The sequence below is a fragment of the Halolactibacillus sp. JCM 19043 genome, assembly GCF_001310395.1.
Taxonomy (GTDB): Bacteria; Bacillota; Bacilli; order Bacillales; family Amphibacillaceae; genus Halolactibacillus; species Halolactibacillus miurensis.
Genome location: NZ_BAXD01000015.1, coordinates 1 through 16415 on the forward strand (window position 1 = coordinate 1; position 16415 = coordinate 16415).

General features: G+C 41.3%; 12 protein-coding genes, 2 pseudogenes and 1 riboswitch. All 14 genes and pseudogenes read left to right on the forward strand.

The annotated features are described in order from the left end of the window. Positions 1 to 140 precede the first annotated feature (140 nt). The 14 genes and pseudogenes from JCM19043_RS08545 (at position 141) to JCM19043_RS08610 (ending at position 16356) form a co-directional block, all read left to right on the forward strand. On the forward strand, positions 141 to 713 hold the full coding sequence (locus JCM19043_RS08545) for a hypothetical protein (protein WP_062321709.1): 573 nt from the start codon (positions 141 to 143) through the stop codon (positions 711 to 713). Positions 714 to 863: 150 nt separating this feature from the next. Beyond that, positions 864 to 1715, forward strand: a complete 852-nt coding sequence (locus JCM19043_RS08550) for a DegV family protein (RefSeq protein WP_062321711.1) — start codon at positions 864 to 866, stop codon at positions 1713 to 1715. A gap of 137 nt (positions 1716 to 1852) precedes the next feature. Then, complete coding sequence (locus JCM19043_RS08555; protein ID WP_062321713.1) at positions 1853 to 2542, forward strand: MgtC/SapB family protein; 690 nt, start codon at positions 1853 to 1855, stop codon at positions 2540 to 2542. Positions 2543 to 2622: 80 nt separating this feature from the next. Next, positions 2623 to 3093: a CtsR family transcriptional regulator gene (locus tag JCM19043_RS08560; protein WP_062321715.1), complete on the forward strand. Its 471-nt coding sequence runs from the start codon at positions 2623 to 2625 to the stop codon at positions 3091 to 3093. 17 nt (positions 3094 to 3110) lie between these two features. Continuing rightward, entirely contained in the window at positions 3111 to 3644 is a 534-nt protein-coding gene (locus JCM19043_RS08565; RefSeq protein ID WP_062321717.1) for a UvrB/UvrC motif-containing protein, read from the forward strand. Between the two features lies 1 nt (position 3645). Next, positions 3646 to 4713 (forward strand): annotated as a pseudogene (locus tag JCM19043_RS08570) (protein arginine kinase). Between the two features lie 14 nt (positions 4714 to 4727). After that, positions 4728 to 7160, forward strand: coding sequence for an ATP-dependent Clp protease ATP-binding subunit (locus JCM19043_RS08575; protein WP_062321718.1), 2433 nt, complete (start codon positions 4728 to 4730; stop codon positions 7158 to 7160). A 135-nt stretch (positions 7161 to 7295) separates the two neighbouring features. Then, positions 7296 to 7402: riboswitch (SAM riboswitch) on the forward strand. A gap of 122 nt (positions 7403 to 7524) precedes the next feature. Next, positions 7525 to 9303 (forward strand): PLP-dependent aspartate aminotransferase family protein, encoded by a 1779-nt coding sequence (locus JCM19043_RS08580; RefSeq protein ID WP_062321719.1) that lies wholly within the window; start codon positions 7525 to 7527, stop codon positions 9301 to 9303. Between the two features lie 70 nt (positions 9304 to 9373). Beyond that, a complete protein-coding gene (locus JCM19043_RS08585) occupies positions 9374 to 10348 on the forward strand; it encodes an aliphatic sulfonate ABC transporter substrate-binding protein (RefSeq protein ID WP_062321721.1) in 975 nt (324 codons plus the stop codon). A gap of 12 nt (positions 10349 to 10360) precedes the next feature. Then, positions 10361 to 11197, forward strand: a complete 837-nt coding sequence (locus tag JCM19043_RS08590) for an ABC transporter permease (RefSeq protein WP_062321724.1) — start codon at positions 10361 to 10363, stop codon at positions 11195 to 11197. Continuing rightward, entirely contained in the window at positions 11194 to 11913 is a 720-nt protein-coding gene (locus JCM19043_RS08595) for an ABC transporter ATP-binding protein (protein ID WP_062321726.1), read from the forward strand. Before JCM19043_RS08590 ends, JCM19043_RS08595 begins: the two co-directional genes overlap by 4 nt. A 27-nt stretch (positions 11914 to 11940) precedes the next feature. Then, a complete protein-coding gene (locus JCM19043_RS08600; protein ID WP_307725281.1) occupies positions 11941 to 13575 on the forward strand; it encodes an AMP-binding protein in 1635 nt (544 codons plus the stop codon). A 203-nt stretch (positions 13576 to 13778) separates the two neighbouring features. After that, a pseudogene (gene radA / locus JCM19043_RS08605) lies at positions 13779 to 15145 on the forward strand (DNA repair protein RadA). Positions 15146 to 15252: 107 nt separating this feature from the next. Next, complete coding sequence (locus tag JCM19043_RS08610) at positions 15253 to 16356, forward strand: PIN/TRAM domain-containing protein (RefSeq protein ID WP_062321727.1); 1104 nt, start codon at positions 15253 to 15255, stop codon at positions 16354 to 16356. Positions 16357 to 16415 lie beyond the last annotated feature (59 nt).

Genomic DNA, 16415 nt, shown 5'->3' on the forward strand with positions numbered 1-16415 from the left:
CTCCGCGAGAGTAGGACGTCGCTAAGCAACTAAAACCCCCTTTTAAGGTGTTCCTTAAAAGGGGGTTTTTCTATGTTATAATAAAAAACATAGCTATAAATTAAGGAATCAGGACAATCAAATAAGAGAGAAGGGATTAGATGAAATGGAAAATCATGATGTTGATTGGTTTTTTATTAATTTTGACAGGATGTTCAGAACGAACAGCGCTGACAGCAGCAGATATTGTCGTCGAATTAAATAATCGTCCACTCGAACAGTTTGAAACAATAGCTCAGTTACCCTTCACCGTTCATTTAGATGTGAGCGAAACGGAGATAGAGACTGATACATATCAACTCTCGCTTGAATTAACCTTGCTAAACTCAGAAGAAATGGTAAGAGAGGTACAAGTCACCGCCGTATTACCGGACGATTTACGCGAGTATTTTGTGACGGGTGAACCACAGTTACCGTTCTCTAATCATTTTGACATCGAAGAAGAGATGCGTGAATACTTTATATTAACGCCAAGTGATGATCAAACGATTCAAGTACAAGTTGAACGCCCATTAAAACAGAGGTTGACAGATGAAGATGTCGATGAAATCACCAAACAGTTAGAGAAGATAAAACTTAAACTGACTTATGTAACGGAAAGTAATGACGTGACTGTTCATTATGTGACACTATCGAGTGAATCGATTCATGTAGGTGATAGAGTTGCTGAGTGAAAATTCTAGTCATGAGTCATAACAGATTGTAATATGTAAATCAAAAAAGAATCTTCTTGCTTATATTGGAGAAGGTAAGAGAGTATGCTATAGTATAGGAATCAGCAGAAAAAAGTGAGGCGTTAGCCTTATACCAAAGGAGTATTACGTATGGAAAAGATTGCATGGGTCACAGATAGTACATGTGGATTACCTCAGTCATTTATTGAAGAACATCACATTCATGTCTTACCGATGATTGTTGATATCAATAACATCTCTTATCGAGAAGACATTGAAATTAGTAAAGAAGAAATATATGAATTATTGAAACAATACGGAGAAGGTGCTAAAACAAGCCAACCAGCATATGGTGAGTTTGTGACATTGTATGAACAGCTTGCGGAAGCAGACACGTATGATAAAGTGATTGCGATTCATGCCTCAAGTGCCTTAACAGGAACCTATCAAAGTTCTGTGAGTGCCTCTCAAATGGTGGATTTAGATGTGGAAGTGATTGATTCTAAAGTGGGTTCATTTGCGCTTGGGCAAATGATACGTAAAGGTATTCATATGGCTCAGACAGGTAAAAGCATGGATGAGATTGTGAAGACCATTCATCATTACACCGATCATTTAGAAATGTATTTATTGCCACAAAGCTTAGAACAGATGCGAAAAAGTGGACGCGTGAGTACCACACAGTCGGTGTTTGCTAACTTATTAAGCATCAATATTATTTTACGCTTTGATAAGGGTAAAATTATTATTGATGATAAAATAAGAAGTAAAAAGAAAGCCGTTCGTTATCTATTCCAAGCGATTGACCAAGCTTATAATTCTGGCGAGCTAACAGAGCTAGGTATTATGCATGCAGGTGCTAAAGAAAGAGCAGAGGAATGGAAACAAGAATTACTAAATATGTATGAAAATTTAAAGATTCAAGTTGAGCCACTTGTACCGGTAGCGGGTGTTCATGCGGGCCATGGGACGATGGCTATTTCATGGTTGAAAGAGAATTAATCGCTTAAGGAATGAGCTTGGGCCCTGGCGACTTCTTTCATGAGTTAATGACGCATGAAATAACTTCATAAAACATTAAGAATAGATCACCATTCGGCGGTCTATTTTTTAAAATAACGAAAAGTAAGGAGAAACTGATGATTGACATTCTTTTAGGAGAACATTTTGTAACGATGAGTATTCGACTCGTATTAGCCCTTGTACTTTCAGGTCTGATAGGTTTTGAACGAGAAATCAATAAACATTCAGCGGGTTTTCGAACCCACATTTTAGTTGGGGTGAGTTCCACCCTACTGATGTTAATGTCTTTATACGGTTTTACCGATTATATTACCGAGCATCAAGACATAGTCAACTTTGACCCTGCCCGGATTCCTTCATATGTGGTGAGCGGAATTGGCTTTTTAGGTGCCGGAACTATCATCGTCAATGGTATGACAGTTAAAGGCTTAACGACGGCCGCCTCCATTTGGGCTGTCGCAGGTCTCGGACTTGTTGTGGGGATAGGGATGTACGGTGTTGCGATTATGACGACACTCATTATTCTTTTAAGTTTAATCTTTTTAAATAACTTTGAACAACGTGTGACTAAACGCGGTCAATCTGCACAACTGACTATCTTAGTGAACTCTGTGCAAGCTATTGAAGACATCTTAAAAAAGTACAATCAAAACGGGGTCGTGATTCAAAATATTAATGTGAATACGGATGAATCAGACTATCCTATCGTCACAACAGATGTAACTTTAAGTAAAGCCATTACGAAAAGTGAACTTGTGGTCGTGTTGTCCAAACTCGATGACGTAAGAGAAGTGTATCATGGATGATATCAGTTGCATCTTTCTTGTTGGCATTATAAAATATAGATAAAGTCAAAGATAGTCAAAGTCAAGAAAGGAAGAGGATTATGCGTAACATCTCAGATATTATCGAAGCGCATTTAAAAATGATTCTTGAAGAAGCGAAGCATAATCATATAGAAATTAAGCGTAGTGAAATTGCTGATCAGTTTTCTTGTGTTCCTTCTCAAATTAATTATGTCATTAATACTCGATTTACAAAAGAACGAGGTTATCTCGTTGAAAGTAAACGCGGGGGTGGTGGCTATATTAGAATTCAACGAGCCGTCGAGAATGATCAAAATGTCTTGTTGGATGAATTGATTGATTTAATTGAACCCCGTGTCTCTCAATCTATCGGTGAGGCTATTCTCAGTCGTTTAGTTGAGGCTGATTATATTACCTTACGTGAGGCTAAGATTATGAAGGCAGCAATCGATCGTGAAACCTTACGGTTTAAATTACCTTATCGTGATGATATACGTGCGCGTATTCTCAGTGCGATGTTAACGACGTTAAAATATCACGAAGAGTATTAAGTTTGGAGGAATGCGAAATGGAATGTGAACACTGTCATGAGCGTCCAGCAACCTTGCACTTTACTCAGTACGCTCATGGTAAAAAACACGTACAACATTTGTGTCATACATGCGCACATGATCTCGGTTTAATCGAAGCCAACGATCACTATCCGATTCATGATTTATTGAGTGATTTATTCAAAATGAATTCAGCACTAAGTAATAGTCAAAGACAAACATCCGCACGGGAGACAAAAACGTGCCCAACGTGTCAAATGACGTATACGCAATTTGTGAAGCATTATAAGTTTGGTTGCAAAGATTGTTATGAAACATTTAGCGCGGAGCTTGAACCCGTGTTAAAACGGGTACATAACGGTAATACCACTCATGTTGGTAAAGTACCCAAACACCAACACGCTCACGTATCAAAACTTCAACAAATCAAAATGTATCGTGAACAAATGAAAACGTTCATCGAGGAAGAACGTTTTGAAGAAGCGGCGGAACTACGTGATATGATTAAAGCGTTGGAACAAACCGAGCCCAACGTAGGGGAGGCTGAATGAGATGTCACTTCAATCCTTTATTGACCGGGCGATTAGCCTTGGATGCAAGAAGGTGGGCCGGCTGATGATATTGTCTTAAGTACACGCATTCGTTTAGCCCGTAATTTAAGCGATAGTCCTTTCCCACTAACAGCCTCTTCAGAAGCGTTAAAGAAAGTAAGTCATCATGTTACGGAGGCGCTTGTCGGTGAAACGATGAGTCATTATGAAGACTTGCAGTTCTTGTCATTGCCTGATTTAAGTGCCTTAGATACACGTGCCTTAGTAGAAAAACATTTAATCAGTCCCTATCTCGTTGAACATATCAATCATAGTGGGGTCCTGTTATCAACGAATGAACAATTATCGATTATGGTAAATGAAGAGGATCATTTAAGAATTCAACTCTACTTCCCAGGCTTACAACTTGAACAAGCATTAACAGAAGCCTTTTTAGTTGATGATGCGATTGAAAGTAAGTTAAGCTATGCTTTTCATGAGACATACGGCTACTTAACAACATGCCCTACCAATGTAGGCACAGGGCTGCGTGCGTCGGTGATGGTCCACTTACCAGCATTGTCAATGACGAATAAATTGCAGAAAATGATCCCAGCCATTAATCAGCTTGGTCTTGTTGTCAGAGGCATTTACGGAGAAGGAACAGAAGCGATTGGTAACATTTACCAAGTGTCGAACCAAGTCACGCTTGGCCGCACAGAAAAAGATATCATTGATAACTTATCAAGTGTTATCGCAAAACTGATTGAACATGAGCGTGCTGTCAGAGAAGTATTGACGAAGCAATCGGGTGTCGAGTTAGAAGATCGGATCTACCGATCATATGGTACGCTTAAATATAGCCGATTGATTGAATCAAAAGAAGCCGCAAAATGTATATCCGATGTTAGATTGGGTATAGATGTAGTATATAACAGATATATCAAAAACGATTTTAAGTGAGCTGATGGTTCTAACCCAGCCAGCCTTTTTACAACAGTATGCTAAACGCCACTTAAATCAATATGAACGTGACCAGAAACGGGCGACAATGATTCGTGAACGGTTAACGTTAGAGAAAGATCACTAAAGGAGGAAACAATGATGATGTTTGGACGATTTACTGAACGCGCCCAAAAAGTCCTTGCGCTATCGCAAGAAGAAGCGATTCGCTTAGGACATACGAATATAGGAACAGAACATATTTTACTCGGACTCATTAAAGAAGGCGACGGGATTGCGGCAAAAGCTTTAACATCTCTTGGTCTGAAGTTTGAAGATATTCAAGAAGAGGTTGAGATTTTAATCGGTACAGGACAAAAACAATCCCAAACGATTCACTATACACCGCGTGCAAAGAAAGTCATTGAGTTATCAATGGATGAAGCCCGTAAACTTGGCCACAGCTATGTTGGGACAGAACATATCTTACTTGGTTTGATTAGAGAAGATGAAGGTGTCGCCTCACGTGTACTACGTAATCTAGATGTGAGTCTCAACCGCGCTCGTCAACAAGTCTTACAATTACTCGGTGCTTCTGAATCAAATCGTAAAGGCAACGGCCGTCAATCACAAAATAATACGGCTGAAACACCGACATTAGATTCCTTAGCTCGTGACTTAACGGTGATCGCTAAAGAAGGTCATATTGATCCGGTTATTGGCCGCGAAAAAGAAATTGAGCGCGTCATTCAAGTACTAAGCCGTCGAACTAAGAATAATCCGGTGCTGATCGGGGAACCGGGTGTCGGTAAAACCGCTATCGCAGAAGGTTTAGCACAGAAGATTGTCTCCAATGATGTTCCGGAGTTGTTACGTGACAAACGCGTCATGACACTAGATATGGGAACAGTAGTAGCGGGTACAAAATACCGCGGGGAATTTGAAGATCGCTTGAAAAAAGTCATGGAAGAAATCCGTCAAGCAGGAAATGTCCTCTTATTCATTGATGAGCTGCATACACTTGTTGGTGCTGGTGGTGCTGAAGGAGCGATTGATGCTTCAAATATCTTAAAACCGTCTCTTGCCAGGGGTGAACTCCAATGCATTGGTGCCACAACATTAGATGAATATCGTAAGCATATCGAAAAAGATGCTGCCTTAGAACGGCGTTTCCAACCGATTCAAGTCGATGAACCGACAGTAGAAGAGTCCATTCAAATCTTAAAAGGTTTACGCGATCGTTATGAAGCGCACCACCGTGTGACGATTACGGATGAAGCGATTGACGCGGCGGTTAACTTATCGAACCGTTATATTACCGACCGGTTCTTGCCGGATAAAGCGATTGATTTGATTGATGAAGCTGGGTCACGTGTAAGACTTCGCTCATATACCGCACCACCTAACTTAAAAGAGTTGGAACAACGTTTAGAAGAGGCTAAAAAAGAAAAAGATGCGGCAGTCCAATCACAAGAGTTTGAAAAAGCGGCCTCATTTAGAGATGCGGAACAAAAACTGCGTCAGGAATTAGAAGAAACAAAAGGTAAGTGGAAAGAAAAACAAGGGCAAGTAGATTCAGAAGTTGTGACAGACGATATTGCGACAGTTGTCTCAACGTGGACAGGCGTCCCAGTCAAATCATTGACAAAAGATGAAAGCGACCGTCTCTTAAGCTTAGAACAAACGTTACACGGCCGTGTGATTGGTCAAGAAGAAGCGGTCGATGCCGTATCAAAAGCGATTCGTCGCGCACGTGCAGGACTGAAAGACCCGAAACGTCCAATTGGCTCATTTATTTTCCTTGGACCAACGGGTGTCGGTAAAACGGAACTGGCACGCGCCTTAGCTGAAGCGATGTTTGGTGATGAGGATGCGATGATTCGCATTGATATGAGTGAGTATATGGAAAAACATAATACGTCACGTCTTGTTGGTTCACCTCCAGGTTATGTCGGATATGAAGAGGGCGGTCAACTGACAGAAAAAGTTCGTCGTAAGCCTTACTCGGTCGTGTTATTGGATGAGATTGAAAAAGCGCACCCAGAAGTCTTTAACATTCTACTTCAAGTATTAGAAGATGGACGGTTAACTGACTCTAAAGGTCGTCTGATTGACTTTAGAAATACGGTGCTGATTATGACATCTAATGTTGGTGCCAGTGAGTTAAAACAAAACAAATTTGTTGGTTTTAACTTAGAAGATGAAACGCGTGATTATAAAGATATGAAATCAAAAGTGACCGACGCTTTAAAGAAAGCGTTCCGTCCAGAGTTCTTAAACCGAATTGATGAAACGATTGTCTTCCACTCACTTGAGAAGAAACATATGAAAGATATTGTGACATTAATGTTGGATCAATTGAAAAAACGTCTAAACGAACAAGACTTAGACTTTACGATGTCTGAAAAGGCGATTGAAAAAATTGCAGAAGAAGGTTTTGATCCAGAATACGGCGCGAGACCACTTCGTCGTTCGATTCAAAAAAATATCGAAGATCTGCTTTCAGAAGCTTTACTTCGGGAAGAGATTAAAAAAGGTGAAACAACCCGGATTGGTCTCAACAGTAAAGGTAAGTTCATTATTTTAAACAGTTAAGGAAGTGTTAAGCTCAATCATTTGTTAAAACAAGTGATTGAGCTCTTTTTTTAATTACTCAACAAAAAAACTTTTAAAACAGACTAGACACGTTGGTGTTTTGTGTTATAATCAGTTTATTCAAAATTTTATAAACAATTATCAAGAGTGAACGAGAGATCTGGCTCTACGACTTCACGGCAACCTGGCTTATGCTAAGGTGCCCCTACCAGCAAAGCAGTAACTGCTTTGGATGATGAGTTCTATTAAGGACGTGTCCTTTAAGCATCCAAGCTGCTTAAAGGGCATTTTTTTATTGTTTTAGCCCTTAGGTATAACAATTTTTTGTCTTCATTTAAAAAATATGCGAAGAGGAGAATGACAGATGACAAATCAAGATACGTATCAACTTGACACACTATCTTTACACGGAGGGACAGCGCCTGATCCAACGACTGGCGCGCGGGCGATCCCCATTTATCAATCCACATCTTTTGTTTTTCAAGACACAACCCATGCCGAAAGACTGTTTAGCTTAGAAGAAACCGGTCATATTTACTCCCGCATTGGCAACCCAACGGTCGATGCTTTTGAAAAAAGAGTCGCCTTACTAGAAGGTGGTGTTGCCGCTGTGGCGACGTCATCTGGTATGGCGGCCATTACCTTAACAATTCTTAATTTGTGTGAATCAGGTGATGAGATTGTCGCAGCAATTAATCTGTATGGTGGGACATACAATTTATTTAAAACAACGTTAAAACGTTATGGAATTACGGTGCGTTTTGTTGAACCAAATGATTTAGTGGGATTTGAAGCAGCGATTAATGACCAGACCAAAGCGATTTTCGGTGAGATTATTGGCAATCCAAGTTTAGATGTCTTTGATGTAGAAGGTGTCAGTGAGATTGCTCATCGCTATCAAATCCCTTTAATTATTGATAACACCTTTGCGACACCTTACTTAATTAAGCCAATTGAAAAGGGCGCCGATATCGTGATTCACTCAGCGACGAAGTGGATTGGTGGACATGGAACAACGGTGGGTGGCATTGTCGTTGATGGGGGACGCTTTAAGTGGCAACAGGACAAATTTAAAGGCTTCACCGAGCCTGACCCAAGTTACAACAATATTCGGTATGCGAATGAGTTTGGTGGACTTGCCTTCTCGGTTAAATTAAGGGTACAACTCTTAAGAGACTTCGGTGCGTGTTTAAGTCCTGATTCGGCTTTTCGCTTACTGCAAGGATTAGAAACGTTACACCTCCGAGTGGAGCGCCACAATCAGAACGCATTAAAGTTAGCCACTTATTTAGACAAACATCCCGCGATTGATTGGGTGAATTACCCGGGTCTCCCGTCTCATCCATCTCACGTGGCAGCGAGAAAACGTCTGAATAATGGTTTTGGCTCCATTATTACCTTTGGCATTAAAGGCGGACGAGAGGAAGGGAAAGCGGTCATTGAAGCGGTGAGTTTATGGTCACATGTTGCTAATGTTGGCGATGCGAAATCACTGATTATTCATCCTGCTTCCACGACGCACCAACAGTTATCAACAGAAGAACTGAAACAAACCGGGGTCACAGACGACTTGATTCGTCTCTCAGTCGGTCTCGAACATATTGATGACTTAATTCATGATTTAGACCGTGCTCTAACAATTGCCACCGGGATTGAATTAGATGGACCGCGATCGATTAAAATTAATGATGAAGCGGTCATCCAGTGGTCATTATCATCGAGTCATAAGACAGAGAAAGGAGAAGTAAAGCCTAAAACGATTGCGGTTGTAGGCTTAAGCGGTAAAAAGGAGCGACCGAGTTATCGTTTAGCGGAGAAAATGCAGCGACTCGGCTATAAAATCATCCCGGTCAATCCACGAGAAACGGCGATTTTAGGTGAAATATCCTATCCGGATCTTCAAAGTGTGCCAGAAGCGATAGATATTGTTCAAGTCTTCCGCGCGCCAGAAGCGGCCGTTGGTATTGCGAAAGAAGCTATCCAAGTAAAACCGAAAGTGTTTTGGCTCCAAGAAGGTGTTGTGAATGACGAGGCGTGTCACATCGCTAAACAAGCCGGGTTAGAGGTTGTTCATAACCGTTGTACTTTTAAAGAAGCCCAGCGCCTTCGAGGTTCGGTTGTGACTTACCAATGTGAAATTTGACGTCAAGCTAGCGTATAGACTAAAAGAACAGAAATAATCAAAATTAACCAAATAAAGGGGACGATAGGTAATGAAAAAAATTATTGTTGTTGGACTTATCTTATTAACACTGACACTGGTTGGATGTAATCAGTCAGAAGCAGGTGAAGGAACACCAGAAAAAATCCGTTTAGATTATGCGCACTATTCACCGACGAGTTTAGTCTTACATGAATTTGGTTGGGCGGAAGAGTTGTTTGAGGAAGAAGGCATTGAAGTGGAATGGGCCTTCAGTCAAGGCAGTAATAAGGCATTAGAGTTTTTAAATTCTAACAGTGTGGACTTTGGTTCAACCGCTGGTGCTGCCGCTCTTATTTCAAAAACAAATGGGTCACCCATAGAAACAGTATATATTTACTCAAAACCAGAGTGGACCGCTCTTGTTACGAATAAAGACAGTGAGATCCAGTCAGTCGAAGATTTAAAAGGAAAGAAAGTCGCCGCAACGATTGGAACAGACCCGTATATTTTCTTACTACGCGCCCTCGATGAATACGGGTTAACCGCAAGTGATATTGAGCTTGTCAACCTCCAACACGGGGACGGGGCAGTAAGTTTATCACAAAACCAAGTCGATGCATGGGCTGGACTTGATCCGCATATGGCCAAGTTAGAACTCGACCAACAAGCGGAATTGTTCTTTAGAGAACCGGACTTTAATACGTATGGCTTCCTTAATGTGCGCAGTGACTTCTTAGAAGCGTATCCAGATTATGTAGCGGAAGTGATTGGCCTATATGAAAAAGCAAGAACATGGATTATCGAAAATGAAGCAGAAGCGATTGAACTGATAAGTGAGAAAGCTGATATCTCAAAAGAAGTTGCCGCCCGTCAACTTGAACGGAATGACTTTTCTGAGCCCGTACCTAGTGATACGCATATCGCACATATTATTGAAGCGGGTAAAGTCTTGCAGGCAGGCGAAGTCATTGATGAAGAACATGACTTAGAGGAAGTCGTTCACAGCTTAATTCATCCAAGTATCGCAGAAGACGTTATCAACTAGGGAGGAGAATTTATGGCAAAAGAGGTGAATCAATCTATATATCCGACTATTCAACTAAACAAAATCGGTGTAACACCCCTCATTAAACGACTGATGATTAGCAGTGTGTTTCCAGTGATCATCATCTTAATATGGGAAGTGCTCAGTCAAATCGGAGTCTTTGAAAGTTACCAACTTCCCGCACCGAGTGCTGTTCTATTTAAAGGCATCGCATTGTATCAAAGTGGTGAACTCTTACCACATATCGTAGCGACGTTCACACGTGTCACAATCGGATTTGTATTTGGGACCGGAGCGGCCGTTATCTTAAGTGTCCTTGTTGGTTTCTGGCCATTACTTGAAAAGTTCATTGATCCAACTATCCAAGCGCTCAGACAGATTCCTTCGCTCGCTTGGGTACCGCTATTTATTCTATGGATGGGGATTGGGGAAACGTCAAAAGTGACGATGATTGCGGTTGGGGTCTTTTTCCCAGTGTATTTAAATTTACTCGCCGGTATTGTCACCGTCGATAGAAAATGGCTTGAAGTCGGTAAAGTGTTTGGCTTATCAAAGCGTAGTCAAATCACGAAGATTATTTTACCTGCCGTCTTACCGTCCTTCTTTACTGGCATCAGAACCGGTCTCGGTCTTGGCTTTATGTTTGTCGTTGCGGCAGAACTGATGGGGGCAAGTGAAGGATTAGGCTACTTGCTTGTCTTAGGACAAAACACCCTACAACCCGATACGATTCTAGTCAGCATTATTTTATTTGCAATCATCGGTAAAGTAACCGATGGCGGCCTAAAGCTTGTAGAACAAAGGTTGCTTCACTGGCAAGACACAGAAATAAGGGGGAGAAGTAAATGAGCTTAACCGTTGATCGCCTCACCCGTACATTTAATGGTATGACGGCCATTAAAGATATTGATCTTAAGGTTCAAAACGGTGAATTTGTCTGCTTACTCGGAAAAAGTGGCTGTGGTAAAAGTACGTTATTAAGAACGTTATCCGGTCTCGATTTAGATTATGAAGGCACCGTTTCTTATAACGCTACCCCGCTCACGGGCGTGAGGGAAGAGATTGGCATTATTTTTCAAGAGTCACGGCTCTTACCGTGGCTAACTGTATTAGAAAATATTCGCTTTGGATTAAAAGACCATGAACAAGAGACACTCAACCGGGTCAATCGCTTTATTGAGTATGTCGGTCTTACGGGTAAAGAAAAGCTCTATCCAAAAGCGCTCTCAGGGGGAATGAGCCAACGGGCCGCGATTGCGCGTTCACTTGTTTGCGACCCGGAGGTGTTACTGTTAGATGAGCCATTTAGTGCCCTCGATCACTTTACGAAGCTCGAGCTACAAGACTTATTACTGAAAATACAGGCCAAATATAATACGACGATGGTGATGGTGACGCATGACATCGATGAAGCCCTTTACCTTGCGGATCGTATTGTCGTTTTATCTAGTCAACCGGGAATGATTAAAGACATCATTGATATAAATAGCCCGCGTCAACGGACGCGGACAAGTCAAGATTTGCAACAAGTGAAAAAAGAGATCTTAACAATATTACACGTGTAGTAATCAATGACACAATGGGGGATGACAATGGTTTTATTAGCGCAACCAGGAAACTATAACTTAACTGATTACGAGAAGACGTATCACTCATTTGATTTTTCTGATTATCAAGAAGCACATAAAATAGAAAAGATAAATGTGGCTGATCTTTGTGTGGACCAACATGTCAGAAGCGGCATAGGGGATAAAATAGCCCTTCACTACGTGGATGGAGAAGAAGTGGTGTCCTACACCTTTCGTGAAGTTAAGCAGCGGGTAGACCAGCTTGTGCACGTTTTAAGGCAGCGTAAGGTGAAAGTAGGAGAAAGGGTGTATATCTTCTTACCGAAAAATCCAACCAACTATTTTGCGATGCTTGCGGCCATTAAAATCGGTGCCATTGCGGTCCCTCTCTTTGAAGGGTTTATGACCGATGCCTTGCATGAGCGCATCAATGATAGTAGAGGTAGTGTCTTAATAACGACAAACGCCTTTATGTCACGGATAGATCTTCGGGCTGTTCCGTCAGTGACGGACGTCTTATATGAAGAAGACCTTATTGACTTAACGGTAGAAGATGAATATGTCTACTGGGCAGCACCAGATACTCCGTTTCTCATGCATTATACAAGCGGGTCAACAGGACAACCAAAAGGAGTGATTCATGCTCACCGAGCTTACCTTCATCACCAGTTATCAGGTCATTGGGTACTTGACTTAAAACCAGATGACATCTATTGGTGTACGTCACATCCTGGTTGGGTAACAGGGAGTGTCTACGGCTTATTTGCGCCGTGGTTGAATGCCGCAACGATTGTTGTGCAAGCTGGCCGATTCGATGCGAAGGCATGGTACCATGTGATTGAACGGTTAAAGGTAACGGTCTTATATAGTGCCCCAACGGCTTTTCGGTTATTAAAGTCGGCTGGTGATGTCTATCAATCATTTCAACTGGATTCATTAAGACATGTGTTAAGCGTCGGTGAACCACTTAATCCAGAAGTTATCACGTGGGCTAAAGACGTCTTTGATGTGCGAATTCATGATACGTGGTGGATGACAGAAACGGGCGGACATATTGTTGTTAACTTCCCATCTGAAGTGATTAAACCTGGTTCAATGGGACGGGCTTTCCCAGGAATTATCGTTAAAATCCTGGATGATGACGGCAAAGAAGTCCCTCGCGGGACTGTCGGTCAATTGGCGGTAAAAGCCCCATGGCCAGGACTGATGCACGCAATTTGGCAAAATAACGCTAAGTTCAATCAATATTTTAATCTATCAGGCTATTATTTATCGGGTGATTTATGTTACCAAGATGAAGACAGCTATATTTTCTTTTCCGGTCGAGTCGATGATATGATCAATGCTCGTGGCGAGAGAATTGGTCCATTTGAAGTAGAAAGCGCCCTAGTCAAACATCCGGCAGTCAAAGAAGCGGGGGTGATTGGAAAACCAGATAAGCTTAGCGGTGAGATTGTGAAAGCCTTTATTACATTAAACGATCACTTCACCGAGACGGAGGGATTGATTGAGGAGATTAAAACGTTCGTAAAGCATCAGCTCTCATTCCATAGTGCGCCAAAAGAAATCGATGTGCTCGATGACTTACCGAAAACACAAATTAGCGGAAAGATCTTACGTAGAGAATTAAGAAGGCGTGAAAACCTCGTTAAGCAATAATGATGTGACAGGCACCTTAAAATAGGTGTCTTTTTTGTTTGTTTACGGTCTTTTTATACATATGGAGCTATGTTACAGTTTTTTAATTATCGCATCCCTAAAAATAATCAGGGAAAATTCCATCTTTTTTACACAATTAATTTATCGGTTTGTAACCATGGCGGGCGGGATTTCATGTATAATAACAAATAAGAGGTGAGTGTATGGCAAAGTCAAAAACACGATTTGTCTGTCAAGAATGTGGATATGAAAGTGCAAAATGGATGGGGAAATGTCCAAGTTGCCAACAATGGAATACATTAGTAGAGGAAATGGTGGTCACATCATCACCGAAACATACTGGGATTGGTTCAAATACTAGTCAAAAACCAGAAAAAATCACCTCGATCGAAACGAAAGATGAGGCAAGAATATTAACTCAAATGCCAGAGTTTAACCGCGTATTAGGTGGCGGTGTTGTGCCGGGATCACTCGTCTTAATTGGCGGAGATCCAGGTATTGGAAAATCGACCCTGCTGCTACAAATCTCGCAACAACTCGCAGATAAAAAAGTTACCGTGTTATATATTTCAGGTGAGGAATCGACGCGTCAAACAAAACTAAGGGCCGATCGCTCGGGGCAATGAGTGATGAGCTGTATGTGTTATCCGAGACGAACTTGAATTTAATTAAGGCGCAAATTGAACAACTGTCACCGGACTTTATCGTCATTGATTCGATACAAACGATTTTTAAAGATGAAGTCACCAGTGCACCCGGCAGTGTCTCACAAGTAAGAGAATGCACGAGTGAACTGATGCGCATTGCTAAAACGAAACACGTCCCGATTTTTATTGTCGGCCACGTAACAAAAGAAGGGGCCATTGCTGGTCCCAGAATGCTTGAGCATATGGTCGATGTTGTTTTATACTTCGAAGGCGAGCGTCACCACAGTTTCCGTATTTTACGCGGGGTGAAAAATCGTTTTGGTAGTACGAATGAGATGGGTATTTTTGAAATGAAAGAAGAAGGATTAAAAGAAGTCATGAATCCGTCTGAAATCTTTTTAGAAGAACGTTCAGAAGGCGTTGCGGGCTCTTGTGTTGTCGCGTCAATGGAAGGAACGCGTCCGGTCCTTGTTGAAATTCAGTCGCTGATTTCACCGACAAGTTTTGGTAATCCGCGCCGTATGGCAACCGGGATTGACCATAACCGGGTACCGTTATTGATGGCGGTGCTAGAAAAACGTGTCGGTCTGATGATGCAAAATCAAGATGCGTATGTTAAAGTAGCGGGTGGTGTGAAACTAGATGAGCCCGCGATTGACTTAGCTGTTGCTATTAGCATTGCCTCGAGTTTTAAGAATAAGCCATGCCGCGCACATGATGTGCTCATTGGAGAGGTTGGTTTAACGGGAGAAATCCGCCGGGTATCACGGATGGAACAACGCGTCCAAGAAGCCGCTAAACTTGGGTTTAAGCGGGCGATCATTCCAAAACGAAATGTCGATGACTTAGTAGTAAAAGGTGATATTGAAGTGATCGGTGTTGAGTCAATCCAACAAGCGTTAAAAGCAACATTAAACGAGTGATGATTTTAAAATGAATCAGTATGATTTTTCTCATCTTGATGATTAAAATATTGAAAAGCTGACCAGACTGCATGTGTCAGACAATTATGTATAAGGGGGTGAATGTGGTGCTAAAAAGATTTGTGCAATTGTTTATACTGGTCACTGGGGGAACGATTGGGTTTTTATACTTTCCGGCGTTTGTCAATGCTGTTGAGTTATTAGATGGTAGTTTTATTGACCGGATGTATATTGCTCCGTATGTAGGTCTCGTCTTAGGTGCACTTATTTTATATTTATTATCTTTTTGGTTTGTTGACCACATCGTAGAGTTTATTCAATGGTTTGAGGAGGTGCTGATGAAAGCACCGTTAACCAATTTGTTTTTCGGAGGTTTTGGATTAATTTTCGGACTAGTCATTGCGTATTTTATTTCCCAGCCAATTCAAGACTTTGATGTTCTCGTGATATCTCAAGTGGGTCCGTTATTCGTGACGGCCTTACTCGGATATTTAGGCTTCCAAGTCGGCTTTAGACGCCGGGATGAATTTTTATTCCTAATCCAGAGAAAAGATAAAGACCAAAAAACTGATAATAAAGACGAAGAAAACAAAAAACCAAGCGTGAAACCAAAATTACTCGATACGTCAGTGATTATTGACGGACGGATTGCGGATATTTGTCAGACAGCCTTTTTAGAAGGTACGCTTATTATTCCGATGTTTGTGTTAGAGGAATTACAACATATCGCAGATTCATCTGATGCTCTAAAACGTAATCGCGGGCGTCGTGGATTAGACGTTTTAAATCGTCTACAAAAAGAGATTGATGTTGATGTTGAGATGTATGACGGTGACTTTGAAGAGATTCAAGAAGTCGATAGTAAACTGGTGAAACTCGCAAAAGTGATGGACGGGATTGTCGTCACGAACGACTTTAACTTAAATAAAGTGTGTGAGTTTCAAAATGTGCCTGTTTTAAATATTAACGACTTAGCTAATGCGGTGAAACCAGTGGTGTTACCGGGTGAAGAGCTCGTCGTTCAAGTGATTAAAGACGGAAAAGAACAAAATCAAGGGGTAGCGTACTTAGATGACGGCACGATGATTGTCGTAGAAGAAGGACGCAATTATATCCATCAAACGATTGACGTTTTAATTACAAGTGTCTTACAAACATCGGCAGGGCGTATGATTTTCGCGAAGCCAAAAGCACTTGAAAAAGTTCAATAAAAAAGGTATAACAATAAAGAAGAGTGAAGTGATAACGATCGTTATCACTTTTCTTTGTG

What these genes read in the sequence shown, in the direction of transcription:
- JCM19043_RS08580 (WP_062321719.1), top strand. Translation starts at nt 7,525, where the DNA reads ATGACAAATCAAGATACGTATCAACTTGACACACTATCTTTACACGGA.
- JCM19043_RS08575 (WP_062321718.1), top strand. Translation starts at nt 4,728, where the DNA reads ATGATGTTTGGACGATTTACTGAACGCGCCCAAAAAGTCCTTGCGCTA.
- JCM19043_RS08560 (WP_062321715.1), top strand. Translation starts at nt 2,623, where the DNA reads ATGCGTAACATCTCAGATATTATCGAAGCGCATTTAAAAATGATTCTT.
- JCM19043_RS08595 (WP_062321726.1), top strand. Translation starts at nt 11,194, where the DNA reads ATGAGCTTAACCGTTGATCGCCTCACCCGTACATTTAATGGTATGACG.
- JCM19043_RS08565 (WP_062321717.1), top strand. Translation starts at nt 3,111, where the DNA reads ATGGAATGTGAACACTGTCATGAGCGTCCAGCAACCTTGCACTTTACT.
- JCM19043_RS08600 (WP_307725281.1), top strand. Translation starts at nt 11,941, where the DNA reads ATGGTTTTATTAGCGCAACCAGGAAACTATAACTTAACTGATTACGAG.
- JCM19043_RS08555 (WP_062321713.1), top strand. Translation starts at nt 1,853, where the DNA reads ATGATTGACATTCTTTTAGGAGAACATTTTGTAACGATGAGTATTCGA.
- JCM19043_RS08545 (WP_062321709.1), top strand. Translation starts at nt 141, where the DNA reads ATGAAATGGAAAATCATGATGTTGATTGGTTTTTTATTAATTTTGACA.
- JCM19043_RS08590 (WP_062321724.1), top strand. Translation starts at nt 10,361, where the DNA reads ATGGCAAAAGAGGTGAATCAATCTATATATCCGACTATTCAACTAAAC.
- JCM19043_RS08585 (WP_062321721.1), top strand. Translation starts at nt 9,374, where the DNA reads ATGAAAAAAATTATTGTTGTTGGACTTATCTTATTAACACTGACACTG.
- JCM19043_RS08550 (WP_062321711.1), top strand. Translation starts at nt 864, where the DNA reads ATGGAAAAGATTGCATGGGTCACAGATAGTACATGTGGATTACCTCAG.